The sequence below is a fragment of the Streptomyces sp. NPDC037288 genome, assembly GCF_055603265.1.
Genome location: NZ_JBVJVY010000021.1, coordinates 92,965 through 107,826, shown reverse-complemented (window position 1 = coordinate 107,826; position 14,862 = coordinate 92,965). Strand labels below are relative to the sequence as shown.

General features: G+C 73.0%; 12 protein-coding genes. 8 read left to right on the top strand and 4 right to left on the bottom strand.

Annotated features, from left to right (window positions below; genetic code table 11):
• Nucleotides 1-105 precede the first annotated feature (105 nt).
• A complete protein-coding gene (locus tag ACZ7GZ_RS23470) occupies nt 106-1,524 on the top strand; it encodes an MFS transporter (RefSeq protein WP_471027092.1) in 1,419 nt (472 codons plus the stop codon).
• 978 nt (nt 1,525-2,502) lie between these two features.
• On the opposite strand, the gene pcp is transcribed toward ACZ7GZ_RS23470, so the two are convergent.
• The 3 genes from pcp to ACZ7GZ_RS23455 are packed head-to-tail and all read right to left on the bottom strand — an operon-like array spanning nt 2,503 to nt 4,875.
• Nucleotides 2,503-3,153, bottom strand: a complete 651-nt coding sequence (pcp, locus tag ACZ7GZ_RS23465) for a pyroglutamyl-peptidase I (protein ID WP_471027091.1) — start codon at nt 3,151-3,153, stop codon at nt 2,503-2,505.
• Nucleotides 3,154-3,202: 49 nt separating this feature from the next.
• Nucleotides 3,203-4,177 carry a DUF979 domain-containing protein gene (locus ACZ7GZ_RS23460; RefSeq protein WP_471027089.1) on the bottom strand — a complete coding sequence of 325 codons (975 nt, stop codon included), beginning with the start codon at nt 4,175-4,177 and terminating at the stop codon, nt 3,203-3,205.
• On the bottom strand, nt 4,174-4,875 hold the full coding sequence (locus tag ACZ7GZ_RS23455; protein WP_471027088.1) for a DUF969 domain-containing protein: 702 nt from the start codon (nt 4,873-4,875) through the stop codon (nt 4,174-4,176). The genes ACZ7GZ_RS23460 and ACZ7GZ_RS23455 overlap by 4 nt, the downstream gene beginning before the upstream one ends.
• A gap of 167 nt (nt 4,876-5,042) precedes the next feature.
• On the opposite strand from ACZ7GZ_RS23455, the gene ACZ7GZ_RS23450 reads away from it, so the two are divergent.
• From ACZ7GZ_RS23450 to ACZ7GZ_RS23430, 5 genes are all read left to right on the top strand, one after another.
• Nucleotides 5,043-5,795, top strand: a complete 753-nt coding sequence (locus ACZ7GZ_RS23450) for a LamB/YcsF family protein (RefSeq protein ID WP_471027086.1) — start codon at nt 5,043-5,045, stop codon at nt 5,793-5,795.
• Nucleotides 5,792-6,499, top strand: a complete 708-nt coding sequence (locus ACZ7GZ_RS23445) for a 5-oxoprolinase subunit B family protein (RefSeq protein WP_471027084.1) — start codon at nt 5,792-5,794, stop codon at nt 6,497-6,499. The genes ACZ7GZ_RS23450 and ACZ7GZ_RS23445 overlap by 4 nt, the downstream gene beginning before the upstream one ends.
• Nucleotides 6,496-7,353: a 5-oxoprolinase subunit C family protein gene (locus ACZ7GZ_RS23440; protein WP_471027082.1), complete on the top strand. Its 858-nt coding sequence runs from the start codon at nt 6,496-6,498 to the stop codon at nt 7,351-7,353. The genes ACZ7GZ_RS23445 and ACZ7GZ_RS23440 overlap by 4 nt, the downstream gene beginning before the upstream one ends.
• A gap of 93 nt (nt 7,354-7,446) precedes the next feature.
• Nucleotides 7,447-10,050 carry an FUSC family protein gene (locus tag ACZ7GZ_RS23435; protein WP_471027080.1) on the top strand — a complete coding sequence of 868 codons (2,604 nt, stop codon included), beginning with the start codon at nt 7,447-7,449 and terminating at the stop codon, nt 10,048-10,050.
• 215 nt (nt 10,051-10,265) lie between these two features.
• Nucleotides 10,266-10,829 carry a hypothetical protein gene (locus ACZ7GZ_RS23430; protein WP_471027078.1) on the top strand — a complete coding sequence of 188 codons (564 nt, stop codon included), beginning with the start codon at nt 10,266-10,268 and terminating at the stop codon, nt 10,827-10,829.
• 48 nt (nt 10,830-10,877) lie between these two features.
• Here ACZ7GZ_RS23430 and ACZ7GZ_RS23425 read toward each other — a convergent pair whose 3' ends face one another.
• On the bottom strand, nt 10,878-11,786 hold the full coding sequence (locus tag ACZ7GZ_RS23425; protein WP_471027077.1) for a TolB-like translocation protein: 909 nt from the start codon (nt 11,784-11,786) through the stop codon (nt 10,878-10,880).
• 280 nt (nt 11,787-12,066) lie between these two features.
• Between ACZ7GZ_RS23425 and ACZ7GZ_RS23420 the strand changes: the two genes are divergently transcribed.
• Together ACZ7GZ_RS23420 and ACZ7GZ_RS23415 are read left to right on the top strand one after the other, a co-directional pair.
• Nucleotides 12,067-13,476, top strand: a complete 1,410-nt coding sequence (locus ACZ7GZ_RS23420; RefSeq protein WP_471027075.1) for a hypothetical protein — start codon at nt 12,067-12,069, stop codon at nt 13,474-13,476.
• Between the two features lie 248 nt (nt 13,477-13,724).
• On the top strand, nt 13,725-14,699 hold the full coding sequence (locus ACZ7GZ_RS23415; protein WP_471027073.1) for an asparaginase: 975 nt from the start codon (nt 13,725-13,727) through the stop codon (nt 14,697-14,699).
• The last annotated feature ends 163 nt before the right edge of the window (nt 14,700-14,862 follow it).

The window sequence follows — 14,862 nt, the reverse complement described above, 5'->3', positions numbered from 1 at the left end:
CCGGCCGGCGCAGCGCGTCAGCCCGGTTCCCGTGGTGCCGGCGGTCTGTCCCCTACTGTGGCGTTCGGTGCGGGGGCTGGCGCGCAACGGGATGGAGTACGGGACGTGCCGTTCGCAGAGTCGCGCACTGACGGTGAGTCCCCACTCTCGCCTCCGCCACCCCCGGCCTCCGGGCGGAAGGCCTACGCACCGCTCCTGGCCGTCTGCGCCGGGTACTTCATGGTGATTCTCGATGTGACGATCATCAATGTCGCCGTACCGGTGATCGGCCGGGAGGTGTCCGCCTCGCTCACCGGGATCCAGTGGATCACCGACGGATACACCCTCGTCTTCGCCGGGTTCCTGCTCAGCGCCGGCGCGCTGGGCGACCGGCTGGGAAACCGTCGGGTCTTCTGCTCGGGCGTGGGGGTGTTCACGGTGGCCTCCGCCGCGTGCGCGCTCGCGCCGAACGCCCCCTTCCTGGTGACGGCGCGGCTGGTCGAGGGACTCGGCGCGGCCCTCATCGTGCCGGGCTCCCTGGCGCTGCTCCAGCAGTCCTACCCGGAGCCGACCGCACGGTCGCGGGCCTTCGGGCTGTGGGGTTCCATGGCGGGCATCGCCGCTTCCGCCGGACCGCTGCTCGGCGGGCTGCTGGTCTCCACGGTGGGCTGGCGGTGGGTGTTCCTCATCAACCTTCCCGTCGGCGTCGCCTGCCTGGTGCTGACGCGGCGGTACGTGGCGCGCTCGCCCCGGCGCGCCGGCCGGGCCCTGGACTGGCCGGCGCAGTGCGCGGTCGTGTCGGCGGTGGCGCTCCTGACGGCCGCCCTCAACGAGGCCGGACGGCGCGGCTGGTCCGATCCCGCGGTGCTCGCCGGGCTGGGCCTGACCGTGCTCGCCACCGCGGCGTTCGTCCTGCGCGAGCGTCTGGCCGTGGCCCCCGCTCTCCCGCTGGGCCTGCTGCGCTCGCGTGCGATGAGCGGCGGCGCCGTCATCGGCATGCTGTTCAACTTCGCCTTCTACGGCATGGTGTTCACCGCCAGCCTGGAGTTCCAGCACCAGCGCGGCTACAGCGCCCTCGGCACCGGCGTGGCGCTGTTCCCGGCGGTGGCGATGACCATGTTCGCCTCCGTCCTGTCGGGCCGGCTGGCCCGCCGTACCGGCGACCGTCCGCTGGTGATCTCCGGCATGCTGCTCGCCGCCCTGGGGTTGGCCGGCTGGGTCGCGGCCGGGTCCGATCCCGCCTACCCGCTGCTGGTGGCACCGATGATGGCCGCGGGATTCGGTACGTCCTTCGCGCTCACCGGCTCGACCGCGACCATGATGGGCGCCGCGCCCCCGGCCTACTCAGGGACCGCCTCAGCCCTGTTCAACACCACGCGCCAGATCGGCAGCGCGACCGGCGTGGCACTCGGCGGCAGCCTCCTCGCCACGGCGAACAGCTACGGCACCGGCCTGCGGATCAGCATGGCCGCCGGCGCTCTCGCCTACCTCACGGCCGCCGTCCTCGCCTCACTGTGCATCCCGGCCAAACCCGAGGCGGCGTAGGGCAATCGCCTGCGGCCCCCCAGCAAGAGCGTTATAAAGTCACCCGCTGAGGCGCGTCGGCCAGACCACCGGCAGCGCTTTTGAGTCCCTCCGGAGAGCCGATGCGTTGTGCCGTCCCGTTGGCCGCCGTGGCCGCATTGCCGTGCGCGGGCTGTGCCGCGACCGGTGAGGGGGCGGGTGATGCGAAGCCGAAGACCGGTTCGTCCGTGCCCACGCCGGGGGCCGCCGTGCGCGCCGCCGTCGCCAGGACCGGTACGACGTCCGCCCGTCTGCACGAGCGGATCGAGGCCGCCGGCGAGGGAAGGGTGTACCGGCTCACATCACCGGCGGCTTCGACGACGGCCGCGGCCGGGGATCCCTCGCCGTCGACTTCCCCGGGGGCGGTATCTCGCACAGCGAGGAGACCTTCGCGGACGGCAAGGTCTACGTCGCGGGTGCCTCCGGCCCCGACGGCGAGAAGTGGGTGGTGATGCCCCGTGACAAGGCCGAAGCACACTGACCCTGACCCTGACGCTGAGGACGGCCAGGGATGTGCGCTCGAAGACGGATCGGGCCCGGGACCTCCTGGGAGAGAGTCCTGAACGGCTGAGCGACGCGCGGTGGGCACGGCCCACGACACGCGGACGCGTCAGCAGGACACACCGACCGGGGCTGCTCCACGTCCCGCGTCGAGGGCCGAGGCGGCGAAGGTGGCCAGCCGGTGGCCGGTCGTGAAGTCCTCGCGTTCATCGAGCGCAGCGCGGGCAAAACCGGTCGAGCCAGTCGGTGAGCGGGGTGTCGACGGCGGCGACGGTCGGTGCCGGCGCCTCGGCCCGACGGGCGCCCGCGGCGTCTGTCGAGTACGGCGATGACCGGCGCCGTGCGTGGGGGGCGGCTGCTCCGCCGCGGCGGTCGGCAGCCAGTGCATGTGGACCGGCGCGTGCCCGTGGACAGACGCTGCGGAAGCCCGGATGCAGGGCGCGTGCGCGGTGAGCGGTGTCAGTGGGTGGCTCCCTCGGTGGCCTTCAGGTCGTGGCCCGCGGGCGTGCCGGCGGCGGCGAGCAGCAGGGCGCGCAGTCCGCGGGCGACCGTGGTGGGCTCCAGGGCCGGGGCGGTGCCGTCGGTGACCTGTTCCGGCGCCCAGGGCACGTGCACGAAACCGCCCCGGGCGTGCGGGAATTGGGTGGCGATGAGGTGGCCGAGGCCGTACGCGACGTGGTTGCAGACGAATGTGCCGGCCGTGTGGGAGACGGCGGCCGGCACACCGGCGGCCCGCAGTGCGGCGACGCAGGCCTTGATGGGGAGGGTGGAGAAGTAGGCGGCGGGGCCGCCCGGCACCACGGGCGCGTCGATGGGCTGGTTGCCGGCGTTGTCGGGGATGCGCGCGTCGTCGACGTTGATGGCGACGCGTTCGACGGTGACGCCGGGGCGGCCGCCCGCCTGGCCCAGACACAGGATCAGGTCGGGGCGCGAAGCGCGGACGGCGTCGCGCAGGGTGTCGACGGACTCGCCGAAGACACAGGGGAGTTCGGTGGCGGTGACCGTGAGCCCGGCCGGAGGCTCGGCGGCCACCAGGGACGCGGCCCGCCAGGACGGGTTGACCTGCTGGCCGTCGAACGGGGCGAAACCGGTGATGAGCACGCGGGTCATGGCACTTCCTCCACGAGGGCGTCGTTCTGGACGAGGGGCATAGCTCCGCTCAGAACGCGAACAGCGCCATGATCACGGTGGAGCAGACCAGGAGCGGGAGAGCCGTCGGGATCTGTGCCTTGATGGGGCCGTACTGGTCCTTCAGTTCGAGCAGGGTGGCCGGGACGATGTTGTAGTTCGCGGCCATCGGCGTACACAGCGTGCCGGAGAATCCGGCCAGCATGCCGATCGCGAGGACGGCCGGCGGGTTGCCGTGCATCTGCTCGATGAGAACGGGCCAGCCGATCGCCGCGGTCATCACGGGGAACGCGGCGAACGCGTTGCCCATGATCAGCGTGAACAGGAACATGCCGACGCAGTACGCGAGGACGGCGAGGTACTTCGAGTTGTCCGGCAGGACCTCGTGCACGATCTTGCCGACCTGGGTGCCGACCCCGGCCAGCGCGAAGATCGAGCCGAGCACGGCGAGGAGCTGGGGCAGCAGCAGGGCGTACCCCATCGCCTCCAGCATGGAGCGGCCGGAGTGGAGCGGTACGGACAGCTTCCGCTCGCCGGTGACCAGCATGCCGACGACGAGGGCGACGACACAGCCGACGCCGAGCCCGAGGAGGGTGGCCTTGCCGGTCTCGAACAGGCCGGACGTGTCGAGGAACGAGGCGCAGACGATGGCGACGAGCGGGATCGTCAGGGCGGGGACGAAGATCCTGCTGCCGAGCCGGGTCGCGGAGGCCTCGCGCTCCTCGGTGGTGCTGGTGACCGGGGTGCCCCTGCCCAGGAAGTTGAATCCGGCGAGCACGATCAGGGCGAGGACCGCGACGCCGAGCGGTTCGGCGGGCAGGGTCCAGCCGCCGTTCTTCGCGGTGGCGTTGGCGACGCCGGTGCCGTAGGGGAAGGTGAGCCCGAGCAGGCCCCAGAACGCGGCGGACGTCCACCGCTTGGGGTTACTGCGGTCGGCGGCCATCTGCGCGGCCATGACGACGAAGACGAGCCCCACCAGCCAGTAGAGCCACTCGGCCTTGATCACTTGCTGTTCTCCTTCGGAAGCGGCAGGTCGTGTTCGGCGGCGGCGAGCGCCATCTCCCGCTGCAACTGCCGGTCCAGGAGCAGCAGACGGGCGCCGTGGACGAGGAAGGCGCAGACGGCGAGCGGGATCGCCCACAGGGCCAGCTGGGTCGGTTCGAGGTTCTGGTGGTACGTCGAGTTGACGAAGCCGGTGATCAGGAGGATCGAGCCGATCGCGATGAAGCAGTCCTCGCCGAAGAAGAGGCCCACGGTGTCCGAGGACGCGGCGTAGGAACGCACCTTCTCCCGCACGTGCTCCGGCAGCGCCGCGCCCGCCGTGCGCTCGGCGGCGGCCTCGGCCATGGGCGCGACCAGTGGCCGCACCGTCTGGGCGGGACCCCCGATGCTGTTGAGGCCGAACGCGGCGGTGACCTGGCGGATCAGGAGGTAGACGGTGAGGAACCGGCCGGCGCTGAGGCCGCCGAGCCGGCCTATGAGCCTGCGGGCCTGTTCGCGCAGGCCGTAGCGTTCCAGCAGGCCGATCACGGGGAGCACGACGGCGAAGACGGTGACCGAGCGGCTGTCGGCGAAGGACCGGCCGAAGGCCGCGAGGACCTCCAGCGGGTTCATTCCGCCGACCAGCCCGGTGAAGACACCGGCGACGCCCACCACGAGGACGGGATTGCGGCGCGTGACGAATCCGAGGATCACCACGATCATGCGGTTGCCTTAGGCGTGAGCGGGCGGGACGCCCGAGCGGCGCGGATCCGGGGGGCCGAATCCGTGAGGATGCCCGGGACCCTAGAGGATCGTTCAACGATCGAACAAGAGGTCGTCGCAAAATCCATCCCTTGTCGGATCGTTCAACAATCGCCTACGTTGAAGAGGTGATCGACCTCAACGCAGACCTCGGTGAAGGCTTCGGCCGCTGGACCCTCACCGACGACGACGCCCTGCTCTCCGTCGTGACCAGCGCCAACGTCGCCTGCGGCTTCCACGCCGGCGATCCCTCGGTGATGCGCCGCGTCTGCGACCACGCCGCCGAACGCGGCGTCCGGATCGGAGCCCAGGTCTCCTACCGCGACCTGGCCGGCTTCGGCCGCCGCGCCATGGACGTGCCCGGCGACGAACTGGCGGCCGAGGTCGCCTACCAGATCGGGGCGCTGCGGGTCTTCGCCGAGGCCGCCGGGGCCGAGGTGGCCTACGTCAAGCCGCACGGCGCGCTCTACAACCGCACCGTGCACGACACCGAGCAGGCCGCGGCCGTGGTGGCCGGCGTGCGCCTGGCGGGCGGAGCGCTGCCGGTGCTCGGACTGCCCGGGTCACGGCTGCTCGCCGCCGCCGAGGAGGCGGGCCTCACCGCCGTACCGGAGGCCTTCGCGGACCGCGCCTACACCCCTGCGGGCACGCTCGTGCCACGCCGCGAACCGGGCGCTGTGGTGACCGACGAGGACGCGGTGGTCCGGCGTGCGCTTGCGTTCGCGGTGGACGGGGCCGTACAAGCCGTGGACGGTACGACCGTCCCGGTGGCCGCCCGCTCGCTGTGCGTCCACGGCGACACCCCGGGCGCCGCCCGGATCGCCGCGCGGGTCCGTGAGGCACTCGACACGGCCGGCGTCGAGGTGAGGGCATTCGCATGACCGAGAACCGGTCCGTCGAGGGGCGCGTGACCGAGAACCGGTCCGTCGAGGGGCGCGTGACCGAGAACCGGTCCGTCGAGGTGCGTCCGGCCGGGCGGCACGCCCTGCTCGTCGAACTGCCCGACGCCGAGCGCACCGGAGCCCTCCACGCCGAACTCCTGCGTCGGCGTGCCGCGGGAACCCTGCCGCCGGTCGAGGAGATCGTGCCGGGCGCGCGGACCCTGCTCCTGGACGGTGTCACCGACCCGGAGGAACTGGCCCGCCGGATCGCCGACTGGGACTTGTCCGCCCCTGCGGCCGACGACGGGGCGCTGGTGGAGATCCCCGTGCGCTACGACGGCCCGGACCTGGCCCGCGTGGCCGCTCTGTGGGGCGTCCGCGCCGACGAGGTCGCCACCCGCCACTCCTCGTACACCTACCGCGTCGCCTTCTGCGGCTTCGCCCCCGGCTTCGGCTACCTCACGGGCCTGCCCCCCGAGCTGCACGTGCCGCGCCGCGACACACCCCGCACCCGGGTCCCGGCCGGCGCGGTCGCGCTCGCCGGGACCTACAGCGCCGTGTACCCGCGCGTCACTCCCGGCGGCTGGCAGCTGATCGGGACCATGCCGGACCCGACCCCGCTGTGGGACCTCACCCGGGAGGAACCGGCTCTCCTCACGCCGGGAACGCGGGTGCGGTTCGTGGCCGAGGACGGCACGCCATGACCGTCAAGCTCGCCGTCGTACGCTCCGGCGCCCTCACCACCGTCCAGGACCGCGGCCGGCGCGGCCATGCCCACCTGGGCGTGCCCCGCTCCGGCGCGCTGGACGCCCCCGCCATGAGCCTGGCCAACCGGCTCCTCGGCAACGCCCCCGACGCCGCCGTCCTGGAGACCACCCTGACCGGCTGCGCCCTGCGCCCCGACCACGGCCTGACCGTCGTGGTCGGCGGCGCGCCCTGCCCGGTGACGGTCGACGGCCGGCCGGCGGTCTGGGGGCTGCCCGTACGGGTGCCCGCGGGCGCCGTCCTGAACGTGGGCGGCGTGACGGCGGGCGTGCGCTCCTACGTGGCCGTCGCCGGCGGCATCGCGGCCGAGTCCGTTCTCGGCAGCCGTGCGACGGACCTGCTGTCCGGACTCGGCCCGGCACCCCTGCGGGACGGGGACGTCCTCCCGCTGGGCGCTCCCGCCCGGCAGCCGGCGCTGCCCGACAGCGCTCCCTGGCCGGCGCCGCCCGACGAACTGACCCTGCCGCTGCGCCTGGGCCCCCGCGCCGACTGGTTCACACCCGCCGCGCTGCGCACCCTCACCTCGGCGACGTATCGCGTGTCGCAGCACAGCAACCGCATCGGCCTGCGCACCGAAGGACCGTCGCTGGAGCGGGTGTCGGCCGGCGAGCTGCCGAGCGAGGGCATGGTCCTCGGCGCCGTGCAGGTGCCTCCGGACGGGCGCCCGGTGGTGTTCCTGCACGACCACCCGACGACCGGCGGCTACCCGGTGATCGGCGTGGTCGCCGAGCCCGCCCTCCCGGCGGCCGCCCAGGCCGCGGCGGGCACACCGATCCGCTTCACCCTGGGGTGACACGCCGACTGGACGGGACCGCCGGGGTTCGCCTCCCGACGGCGGGCCCGGTGGCGGCGTGCCGGGCGATCGGCGGTGGGCGATTCTGGAGGGGTGGGTCGAGTCCCAGCCCGTCGGATTCCGGCGGACTACGCCGCCTCGGGCCGCCGGGCGGTACGCGTGACGCTGGTCGCCGCGGCCGGTTTCTACCTCTTCCGCTACGGCCTGGATCGTCCCGTGGCGGCCACGTACGCCCTGTTCGCCGCCGTGGCCCTGGGCGGACTCGCCAAGATCCCGGGCACCGGCCGGCAGCGAGCCGCGACCGTGCTGCGGCTGCTCCCGGTGTGCTGGCTGCTGGTCGTGGTCGGGACCTTTCTGTCGGTGCGGACCTGGAGCGCCGTCGTCGGCATGCTGGTGGTCGGATTCGCCCTGGCCTTCTCCGCCGTGGGCGGCCCGCGCCCGGCAGGAGCGGCGCCGGGCCTGCAACTCCTCTATATCCTCCCGTCCTTCCCGCCGTACGCTCCCGGCACGCTCGCCGAGCGCCTGATCGGTACGACCACCGGACTGACCCTCTTCATCGCCGCCGAGGCACTGATCCTCCCCGAGCCCGGTCCGCCGTCCTACCGGGCACGGGCCACCCACGCCGCGCGCGCCGCCGCACACTGCGCGACCTTCCTCGCGGCACCGCCGTACGCCCTGACCGACCCGGACATCCGGGCCGCCTGGGAGACCAGCCGGTCACTGCGGTCCCTGACCGTGCCGGAGGCGGAACGCCCGGCCGGACCAGGGGTGCGCGACCGTGCCCTCGCCCACACCGGCCTCGCTACGCGCACCCTCCTGAGCCGCCTGGTGCAACTGCCCGCCGCGCCGGGCGGGCACCCGGGCCCCGAGGTGACCGCCGTGCTGCAGGCCGTGGCACGACTGGCCACGGCGACCGCGACCTGCCTGAACGCCGGGTCGTCGCCGGTGGCGCCGTACGAGGACCTGGTCAGGACGCGTGCGCACTTGTCGGCGGTGTCCGCCGGCCCGGTCCCTGCCGGGGATCCCGTGCCCGCAGGCCTGGCCTCCACCGGGGGGTCGGCGTCCGCGGACCCGGCCGCCGCCGGGGATCCGGCATCTGAGGGCCAGGATCTCGCCGGGGGTTCCGCTCCCGCCGGTCTGGCTCCCGCCGGGACCCCCACGTCCGATGGCCCGGTTCCCGTCGGGGATCCGGCGTCCGCCGGCCTGGACCCTGCCGGGAGTTCCGCGTCCGCCGACCCGCCTCCCGCCGGGAATTCCACGTCCGCCGACCCGCCTCCTGCCGGGAACTCCGCGTCCGATGGCCCGGTTCCCGTCGGGGATCCGGCGTCCGCCGGCCTGAATGCCGGGAGTTCCGCGTCCGCCGACTCGTCTCCCGCCGGGAGTTCCGCGTCCGCCGACCCGCCTCCCGCCGGGAATTCCGTGCCCGGAACCGCTCGCGCGCCGGGATTCCCGCCCGCCGTACTGCGTCGGCACGCCGCCGTCCTGGAGATCGCCGATGCCGCGCTCGCCATGGCGACGGCGGCCGATCTGGCGGTCCACGGCAGACGCGCCCCGGTGGGGACTCCGCGCGGCCGCTTCTGGTACGCCAGAACCTGGGCGCCGATGCTGTGGTGGCACCGGGTGCGGGGCCATGCCGGGCGCGGATCGGTGTTCTTCCAGAACGCGGTCCGCATCGCCCTGGCCCTGACCGCCGCCCGGCTCGTCGCGGGGGTGGACACACTGCCCCATGGATTCTGGGCCACGCTGGCCACGCTCACCCTCACCCGCACCACCATGGACGAGACCTGGCACACCATCCGTCTGGCACTCGCAGGCACCCTGGCGGGAGCCCTCGTCACGGCCGGCGTACTGAGCCTCGCCGGGACCGACACCGCCGTCTACGCCGTCGTACTCCCCGTGTGGATGCTGTTCGCCTTCACGGCCGGTCCGGTCAAGGGCGTCGGCTGGGCGCAGGGCCTGTTCACGGTGCTCGTGGCGCTGGTCTTCGCGCAGCTGGCCCCACCGACCTGGCGACTGGCGGAGGTCAGGATGCTGGACGTGCTGGTCGGCAGCGCGATCGGCGCCGTCTTCGGACTGCTGGCCTGGCCGCGCGGCGCCCATGACGAGCTGCGCCATGCTGCGGCGGAACTCCTGCGCCGGGCCGCCGAGATCGTGGTGGCGACCGGCGCCTCGGTGGCGGGCGGCGGTGCGGTGGCCGCCTCCTCGGGCGTACCCGGTCACCGGTCGCTGCAGCGCGCGATCATCCTCGCCGAGTCCGCGTACGCGCAGTTCCAGAGCGAGCCGACGCCCTTCGGCGGCAGGGCGCGCCGGGCCGGGCTGCGCACCGTGGACTGGCAGGCCGCGCTGATGGCCGGTCACCACACCCTGTGGGGGTCCGACCGGCTGCTGACACCGCCGCTGACCGGACTGGGCCCCGCGGCGGCCGGGTCCGTCAGCGGGCTGGGGGAGCGGGTGGCCGGGCGGATGCTGCTGGTGTCGGCGGCCCTGGATCCCGGAGCGGACACTCCCACCGCGCAGATCCCGCTGGTCGATCCGGCTCTCGAGGAGCCCGGCACCGAGCCGCCCGGCGCGCCGCGCCTGTACTACGCGACGGTGTCGTGGCTGGACTCGCTGATGACCGACCTGAGACGGATCCCACGGGGCGGCCCGGAGACGGGGCGGGGCCCCGAGGGGCCGGAACCGTGCCGCCACCGGTGAACCGGGGCGGCACCCCCGCACCCCCCGGAGTCAGGGCCGGCTTCCGGCGAACGCATGTCATCCGCGAGGTTCATACGGCGTAGCCAACCGTGGGAAAACAGGCGTTCACGGACTGATCCTCGCCAGCCGTCCGTCCCCGGCGGTCGTCTCCCGTGGCCTTGGCCGCAGGCCGTCGGGCCTGGTAGGCATGGCCTGTGCGATTCGAGAGTGTTCCCATGCCGGCGGCGGTCGAGGCACGACCCCGTGACGCTCGTGGGTATCCGGTGCCGGCGATCACTCCCTGGGAAGGCGAGGAACCCCAGTTCGCGCTGACCGACTACGAGCGCAGCGCCGTGTGCGCGAGGAAGCGTCTGTGCTCGGTGTGCAACCAGGGCATGCCGCAGGGGCCGGTGTGGCGTGTGGTGGGCGCAGCCGAGAGCTCGGCGATCGGGGAGGCGCTGGCCGCCGGGCTGCCCTACCGCAATCTTGCGCCGACCCTCGAAGGACCGGGGCACCGTGCGTGCATGCTGTACGCCTCGATGGTCTGCCCCTATCTGGCCCGCCCCAACGCCCGCCGCGGCATGTCCGCGGAGGAGCCGGACGACATGACCTCCCATGTGGTCCGCGGCGCCGTTCGGGGCGCCATGGGCGCGGTGGTGGGATTCGGCGAGTACGAGTACGCCGTCACCGCCGGCCGGGTGCTCTTCCGGTTCCTCGACGTCGTCGAGTTCCTGCCGCACGACACGTCCGACGCGCACCTGGACGAACTGCGGGCCGAGCTCGCCCGGATCGCGAAGTGACCCGCGCTTCGCGCCCCGGACGCGCCCGGCCCGTCCCGCAGGCCGGGGTCAGGGGCGGTACGACGCCAGGCCGACCGTCGAGGTGACCTTGGTCGGGTGGCCCGTGCCGTCGGCCGGCAGCGTCACGGTGCCGGACGGGGTGCGCACCGCGAGGGTCCTGCCGTCGGGCGACCAGGCCGGCTCGGTGTAGTCGGTCGTGGCGTGCGGCGTGAGGTCCTTGATGTGGTTGCCGTGCGTGAAGTCCTCGACCAGCACGTGGTCGTGGCCGGCGACCGAGCGCACGAAGACGACCTCCTCCTCGTTCGGGGACAGGTCCGGCTGGGAGCCCTTGGTGAGCTTGCTGCCCTGCTGGCGGAGGTAGTCGTCCCGGATGTAGACGTCGCCGGTGTGGTCGTTGGCGTACACCGCGGTGCCGTAGTGGCCGGCCGCGTTCGGCCAGACGTTGCCGGTCTGCGGAAGGGCACCGTCCGGACCGGGCTCGCCGTACAGGGACAGCGTCTTGGGCGTCCCGTGGACGGCCTTGGCGGAGATGACCTTCAGCCGGGAGACGTTGTTCGCGCGCGCCGCGAAGATGAGGTTGTCCTTGGCGGGGATGCCGTTCTGGGTGTCCTTCGCGGTCACCTGCCACGTCGGGTGCGACCAGTTCTGGTTTCCGGGGTTCTTGGCGACGACGACGCGACCGCTGCCGTCGGGGTTGGCGATGTCCAGGTTGCCGGAGCCGTCGACGAAGGCGGCCTTGGCGCCGTCCGGGGACCAGGCGAGATCCCGGACGGGTACTCCGAAGTTCACCTTGTGCGCGCCGATCAGCACGTACTTGGTGCCGTTGCTGATGGTCAGGGTGGCGTGCGAGGCGCTGGTGGCGGCCGAGGCGGCGCCCGAGGCGCCCAGCAGCACCGAGCCGGTGACGGCAGCGGCCACGGCGATGGCGGCGGCCATGGTGCGGGTACGGGTGGTCATGGCGGGATTCCCCCAGGAACGTCGACAGGTCAGGTCGTTGGGTGCAGCTGCGCCAGAGCCGCTCCGGCGTCGTCCTGGTCGCTGAAGGCCACGCGACCGCCTGCCGCTCTGTTCGAAGACGAGCCTGACAGGCCATGATTCTCGAATCGTCCGTTCAGCGTCACAGGGGCGTAACACGGTGCGGAGCGCTACCGGTGGTGAGCGCGGAGTGTCCAGGGGCTAGGGTCCCCCTGATCGCGCAGTCCATGCGCGTGAACCTCCTTCTGACCAAAGGACTTTGATGAGACGAAGATCCCTCACCGGTACGGCCACGGTGTTCATGTCCGCCGCGGGCCTGGCCGCGGCCCTGCTGGGCGCCGCCCCGGCCGGTGCCGTCACCGGCCAGCCGGTGATCACCCTGGAGGCCCCGGCGCCGGTCGCCCTGCCGGCTGCGCCCGCCACCGCGGACGTGCACTTCGACTTCCGGACCAAGGCGAAGAACCTCCAGGCGGACGACGCCATCCTGACCGTGGACGCCGGGGGCCTGTCGAAGATCGCCAAGGTGACGTTCTCGGACAACTGCACGGTCAAGGGTCTGGTGGCCACCTGCTCGGAGTGGTTCGCGTCCGACTCCTCTCCCACCACGCACATGGGCGCGACGACCGGGCTGACCCTGACCCCGCTCAAGGGCGCCGCGCTCGGTGCGGCGGGCACGTACAAGGTCACCGGGCGGTCCGCGCACGCGCAGATCGTGGGCGGCACCGGCAAGGTCGAGGTGGGCGGCCCCTCCTTCGGCCTCGGCGAACTCACCGACCACACCGACCTGAGGGTCGGCAGCACGGTGTCCGAACCGGTCCGGTTCAGCAACGTGGGCAACCGGCCCGCCAAGGGCGTCCAGACGGTCCTGGCCGCCTCACCCGGCCTCGACTTCGCCGACCACTACGCCAACTGCAGGTACGGATCCAACGGCACCATCCACTTCGCGGAGTGCTATCCCAAGGGCGCGATCGGCATCGCAGAGACGGCGGCACTGGCCGCACCGGTGCGGCTGCGCGTGAACTCGGCGGCGCTGTACACCTACCTCGACACCCGCACCGCGCCCCTCGGCCAGCCGGGCTGGCCGGACGGGCAGGGCATCAAGTGGGCCTGGGGCAACGGTGCCACGCTCAAACTCAAGGTGATCAAGGCCGGCCGGCGGTCCTCGGCTCCGGCGGGCTCCGTCTCCCTGCCGCAGACGGGCGAGGTCACCGACTACCGGATCGCCTCCCTCAAGGCCCGCAACACCGCCGACTTCGGTGTCACCGGCGCGACCGCACAAGCCGGGCAGGGCAAGAACGCGACCTTCGCCTTCCGCCTGTCCGCGAACGGTCCGGCGACGCTGTACGACCGCAGCGGCGGTGAAGGAGTGCCCACCGTCTGGGTGACGCTCCCGACCGGTACCACCGCGGTCGGCCACTCGGCCCACTGCGGTCCATGGCAGGTGAACAATCCGACGGCCGAGGCTCACGGCCCGTACGTCTGCGCCCCGTCGGGCTTGGTCCTGCCCAAGGGGAAGATCACCGACTTCACCCTGACCCTGCGGGTCGACAAAGTGGTCGCCCATGCCAAGGGAAGCGTCCAGGTGGTCTGGGGCCCGGATCCGTCCCACTCCCACCGGCCGGCGTTCGACCCGAACGGGCGCGACGACTCCGCGGCCCTCACGCTGAACTGAGCCGCGACGGCCGCGGCGCGAACACGGACGGGGCCGCCCGGCTCGGGCGACCCCCTTCGCCGTACCGGCGGTCCCCGAGTTCCTCGACGCCCGCCCGGTCCACACGTCGACAGGTCGACGGCCCGGTCGACGTCCTGCGGCGGGGGCACGGAAAGCCGCGCACGAACGGCTGGGTTGCCCCGCGGCGCCGTGGCCGGCCCGTGGGTACCGTGACGCGAGCCGATGTCCCACCGGAAGGTGACCTGACGATGCCTCAGCCCGCCGCGGCCACCCCCTCAGGCGACCGCAACCCGGTCCTCGCCGAGGTCGTCCGCTCCGGATTCGTCGAAGGGCGGCACCGGGGGAGTGTCGTGCTGCTCGCCGCTGACGGGTCGGTGGAGTTGGCCGTCGGTGACGTGACGTCCCCTGTCTTCCCGCGGTCCTCCAACAAGCCGATGCAGGCGGCGGGCGTGCTGCGGGCCGGTCTCGACCTCGCGGGAGAGCGGCTGGCCCTGGCGGCCGCGAGCCACTCCGGCGAGCCCTTCCACCGTGACCTGGTGCGAGCGATGCTCAACGAGCAGGGACTGACCCCGGAGCACCTGCAGTGCCCGCCCGCCCTCCCGCTGGACCAGGTGGAGCAGGAGGCCCACCTGGCAGCGGGCGGCCGGCCCGACCGCGTGGCCATGAACTGCTCCGGGAAACACACGGCGATGCTGGCCGCCGCAGCGCTCCGGGGCTGGCCGCTGGAGTCCTACCGTGACCCGGACCATCCGCTGCAACTGCTCATCCGCACGGTTGTGGAAGAGGCGGCCGGCGAGCCGGTGGCCGCTGTCGGTGTGGACGGCTGCGGGGCGCCACTGATGGCGATCAGCCTGACCGGGCTCGCCCGCGCCTTCCGCTCGTACGTCCTCGCCGCGCCCGGAACGCCCGAACGGCGGGTCGCCGACGCCATGCGCGCCCACCCCGAGTACGTCGCCGGCACCCGCCGCCACGACACCTGGCTCATGGCGGAGATACCCGGCGTTCTGTCCAAGGTGGGCGCGGAAGCCGTCCAGGCTCTCGCACTGCCCGACGGCCGCTCGCTGGCCCTCAAGATCGATGACGGCGGCGTCCGGGCCCTCGGCCCGGTCCTCGCCCGCGCGTTGCGTCTCATGGGCGTGACGGAACCGGTCGTGGACCGCGTCGGCCGTACGCCGGTGCTGGGCGGGGGACGCGAGGTGGGAGGGGTACGGGCGGCGTTCTGAGAACGCGGCTATGCGGCTTTCGCCCGATTCCGATAGCTGATGTGTCGTCAACTTCCTTACTGAACTGGGGAATTTATCGTCTATTGGCATGGCGAACGGCTGTTGTCTGCCGTTCCCTGACCGTTCAACTGGGAATCCCTGTGAGTGTTGTGTGCTCTCCCTA

Coding starts and splice junctions, on each gene's coding strand:
- ACZ7GZ_RS23430 (WP_471027078.1), top strand. CDS start 10,266: ATGCCGGCGGCGGTCGAGGCACGACCCCGTGACGCTCGTGGGTATCCG.
- ACZ7GZ_RS23440 (WP_471027082.1), top strand. CDS start 6,496: ATGACCGTCAAGCTCGCCGTCGTACGCTCCGGCGCCCTCACCACCGTC.
- ACZ7GZ_RS23445 (WP_471027084.1), top strand. CDS start 5,792: ATGACCGAGAACCGGTCCGTCGAGGGGCGCGTGACCGAGAACCGGTCC.
- ACZ7GZ_RS23420 (WP_471027075.1), top strand. CDS start 12,067: ATGAGACGAAGATCCCTCACCGGTACGGCCACGGTGTTCATGTCCGCC.
- ACZ7GZ_RS23455 (WP_471027088.1), bottom strand. CDS start 4,875: ATGATCGTGGTGATCCTCGGATTCGTCACGCGCCGCAATCCCGTCCTC.
- ACZ7GZ_RS23425 (WP_471027077.1), bottom strand. CDS start 11,786: ATGACCACCCGTACCCGCACCATGGCCGCCGCCATCGCCGTGGCCGCT.
- ACZ7GZ_RS23415 (WP_471027073.1), top strand. CDS start 13,725: ATGCCTCAGCCCGCCGCGGCCACCCCCTCAGGCGACCGCAACCCGGTC.
- pcp (WP_471027091.1), bottom strand. CDS start 3,153: ATGACCCGCGTGCTCATCACCGGTTTCGCCCCGTTCGACGGCCAGCAG.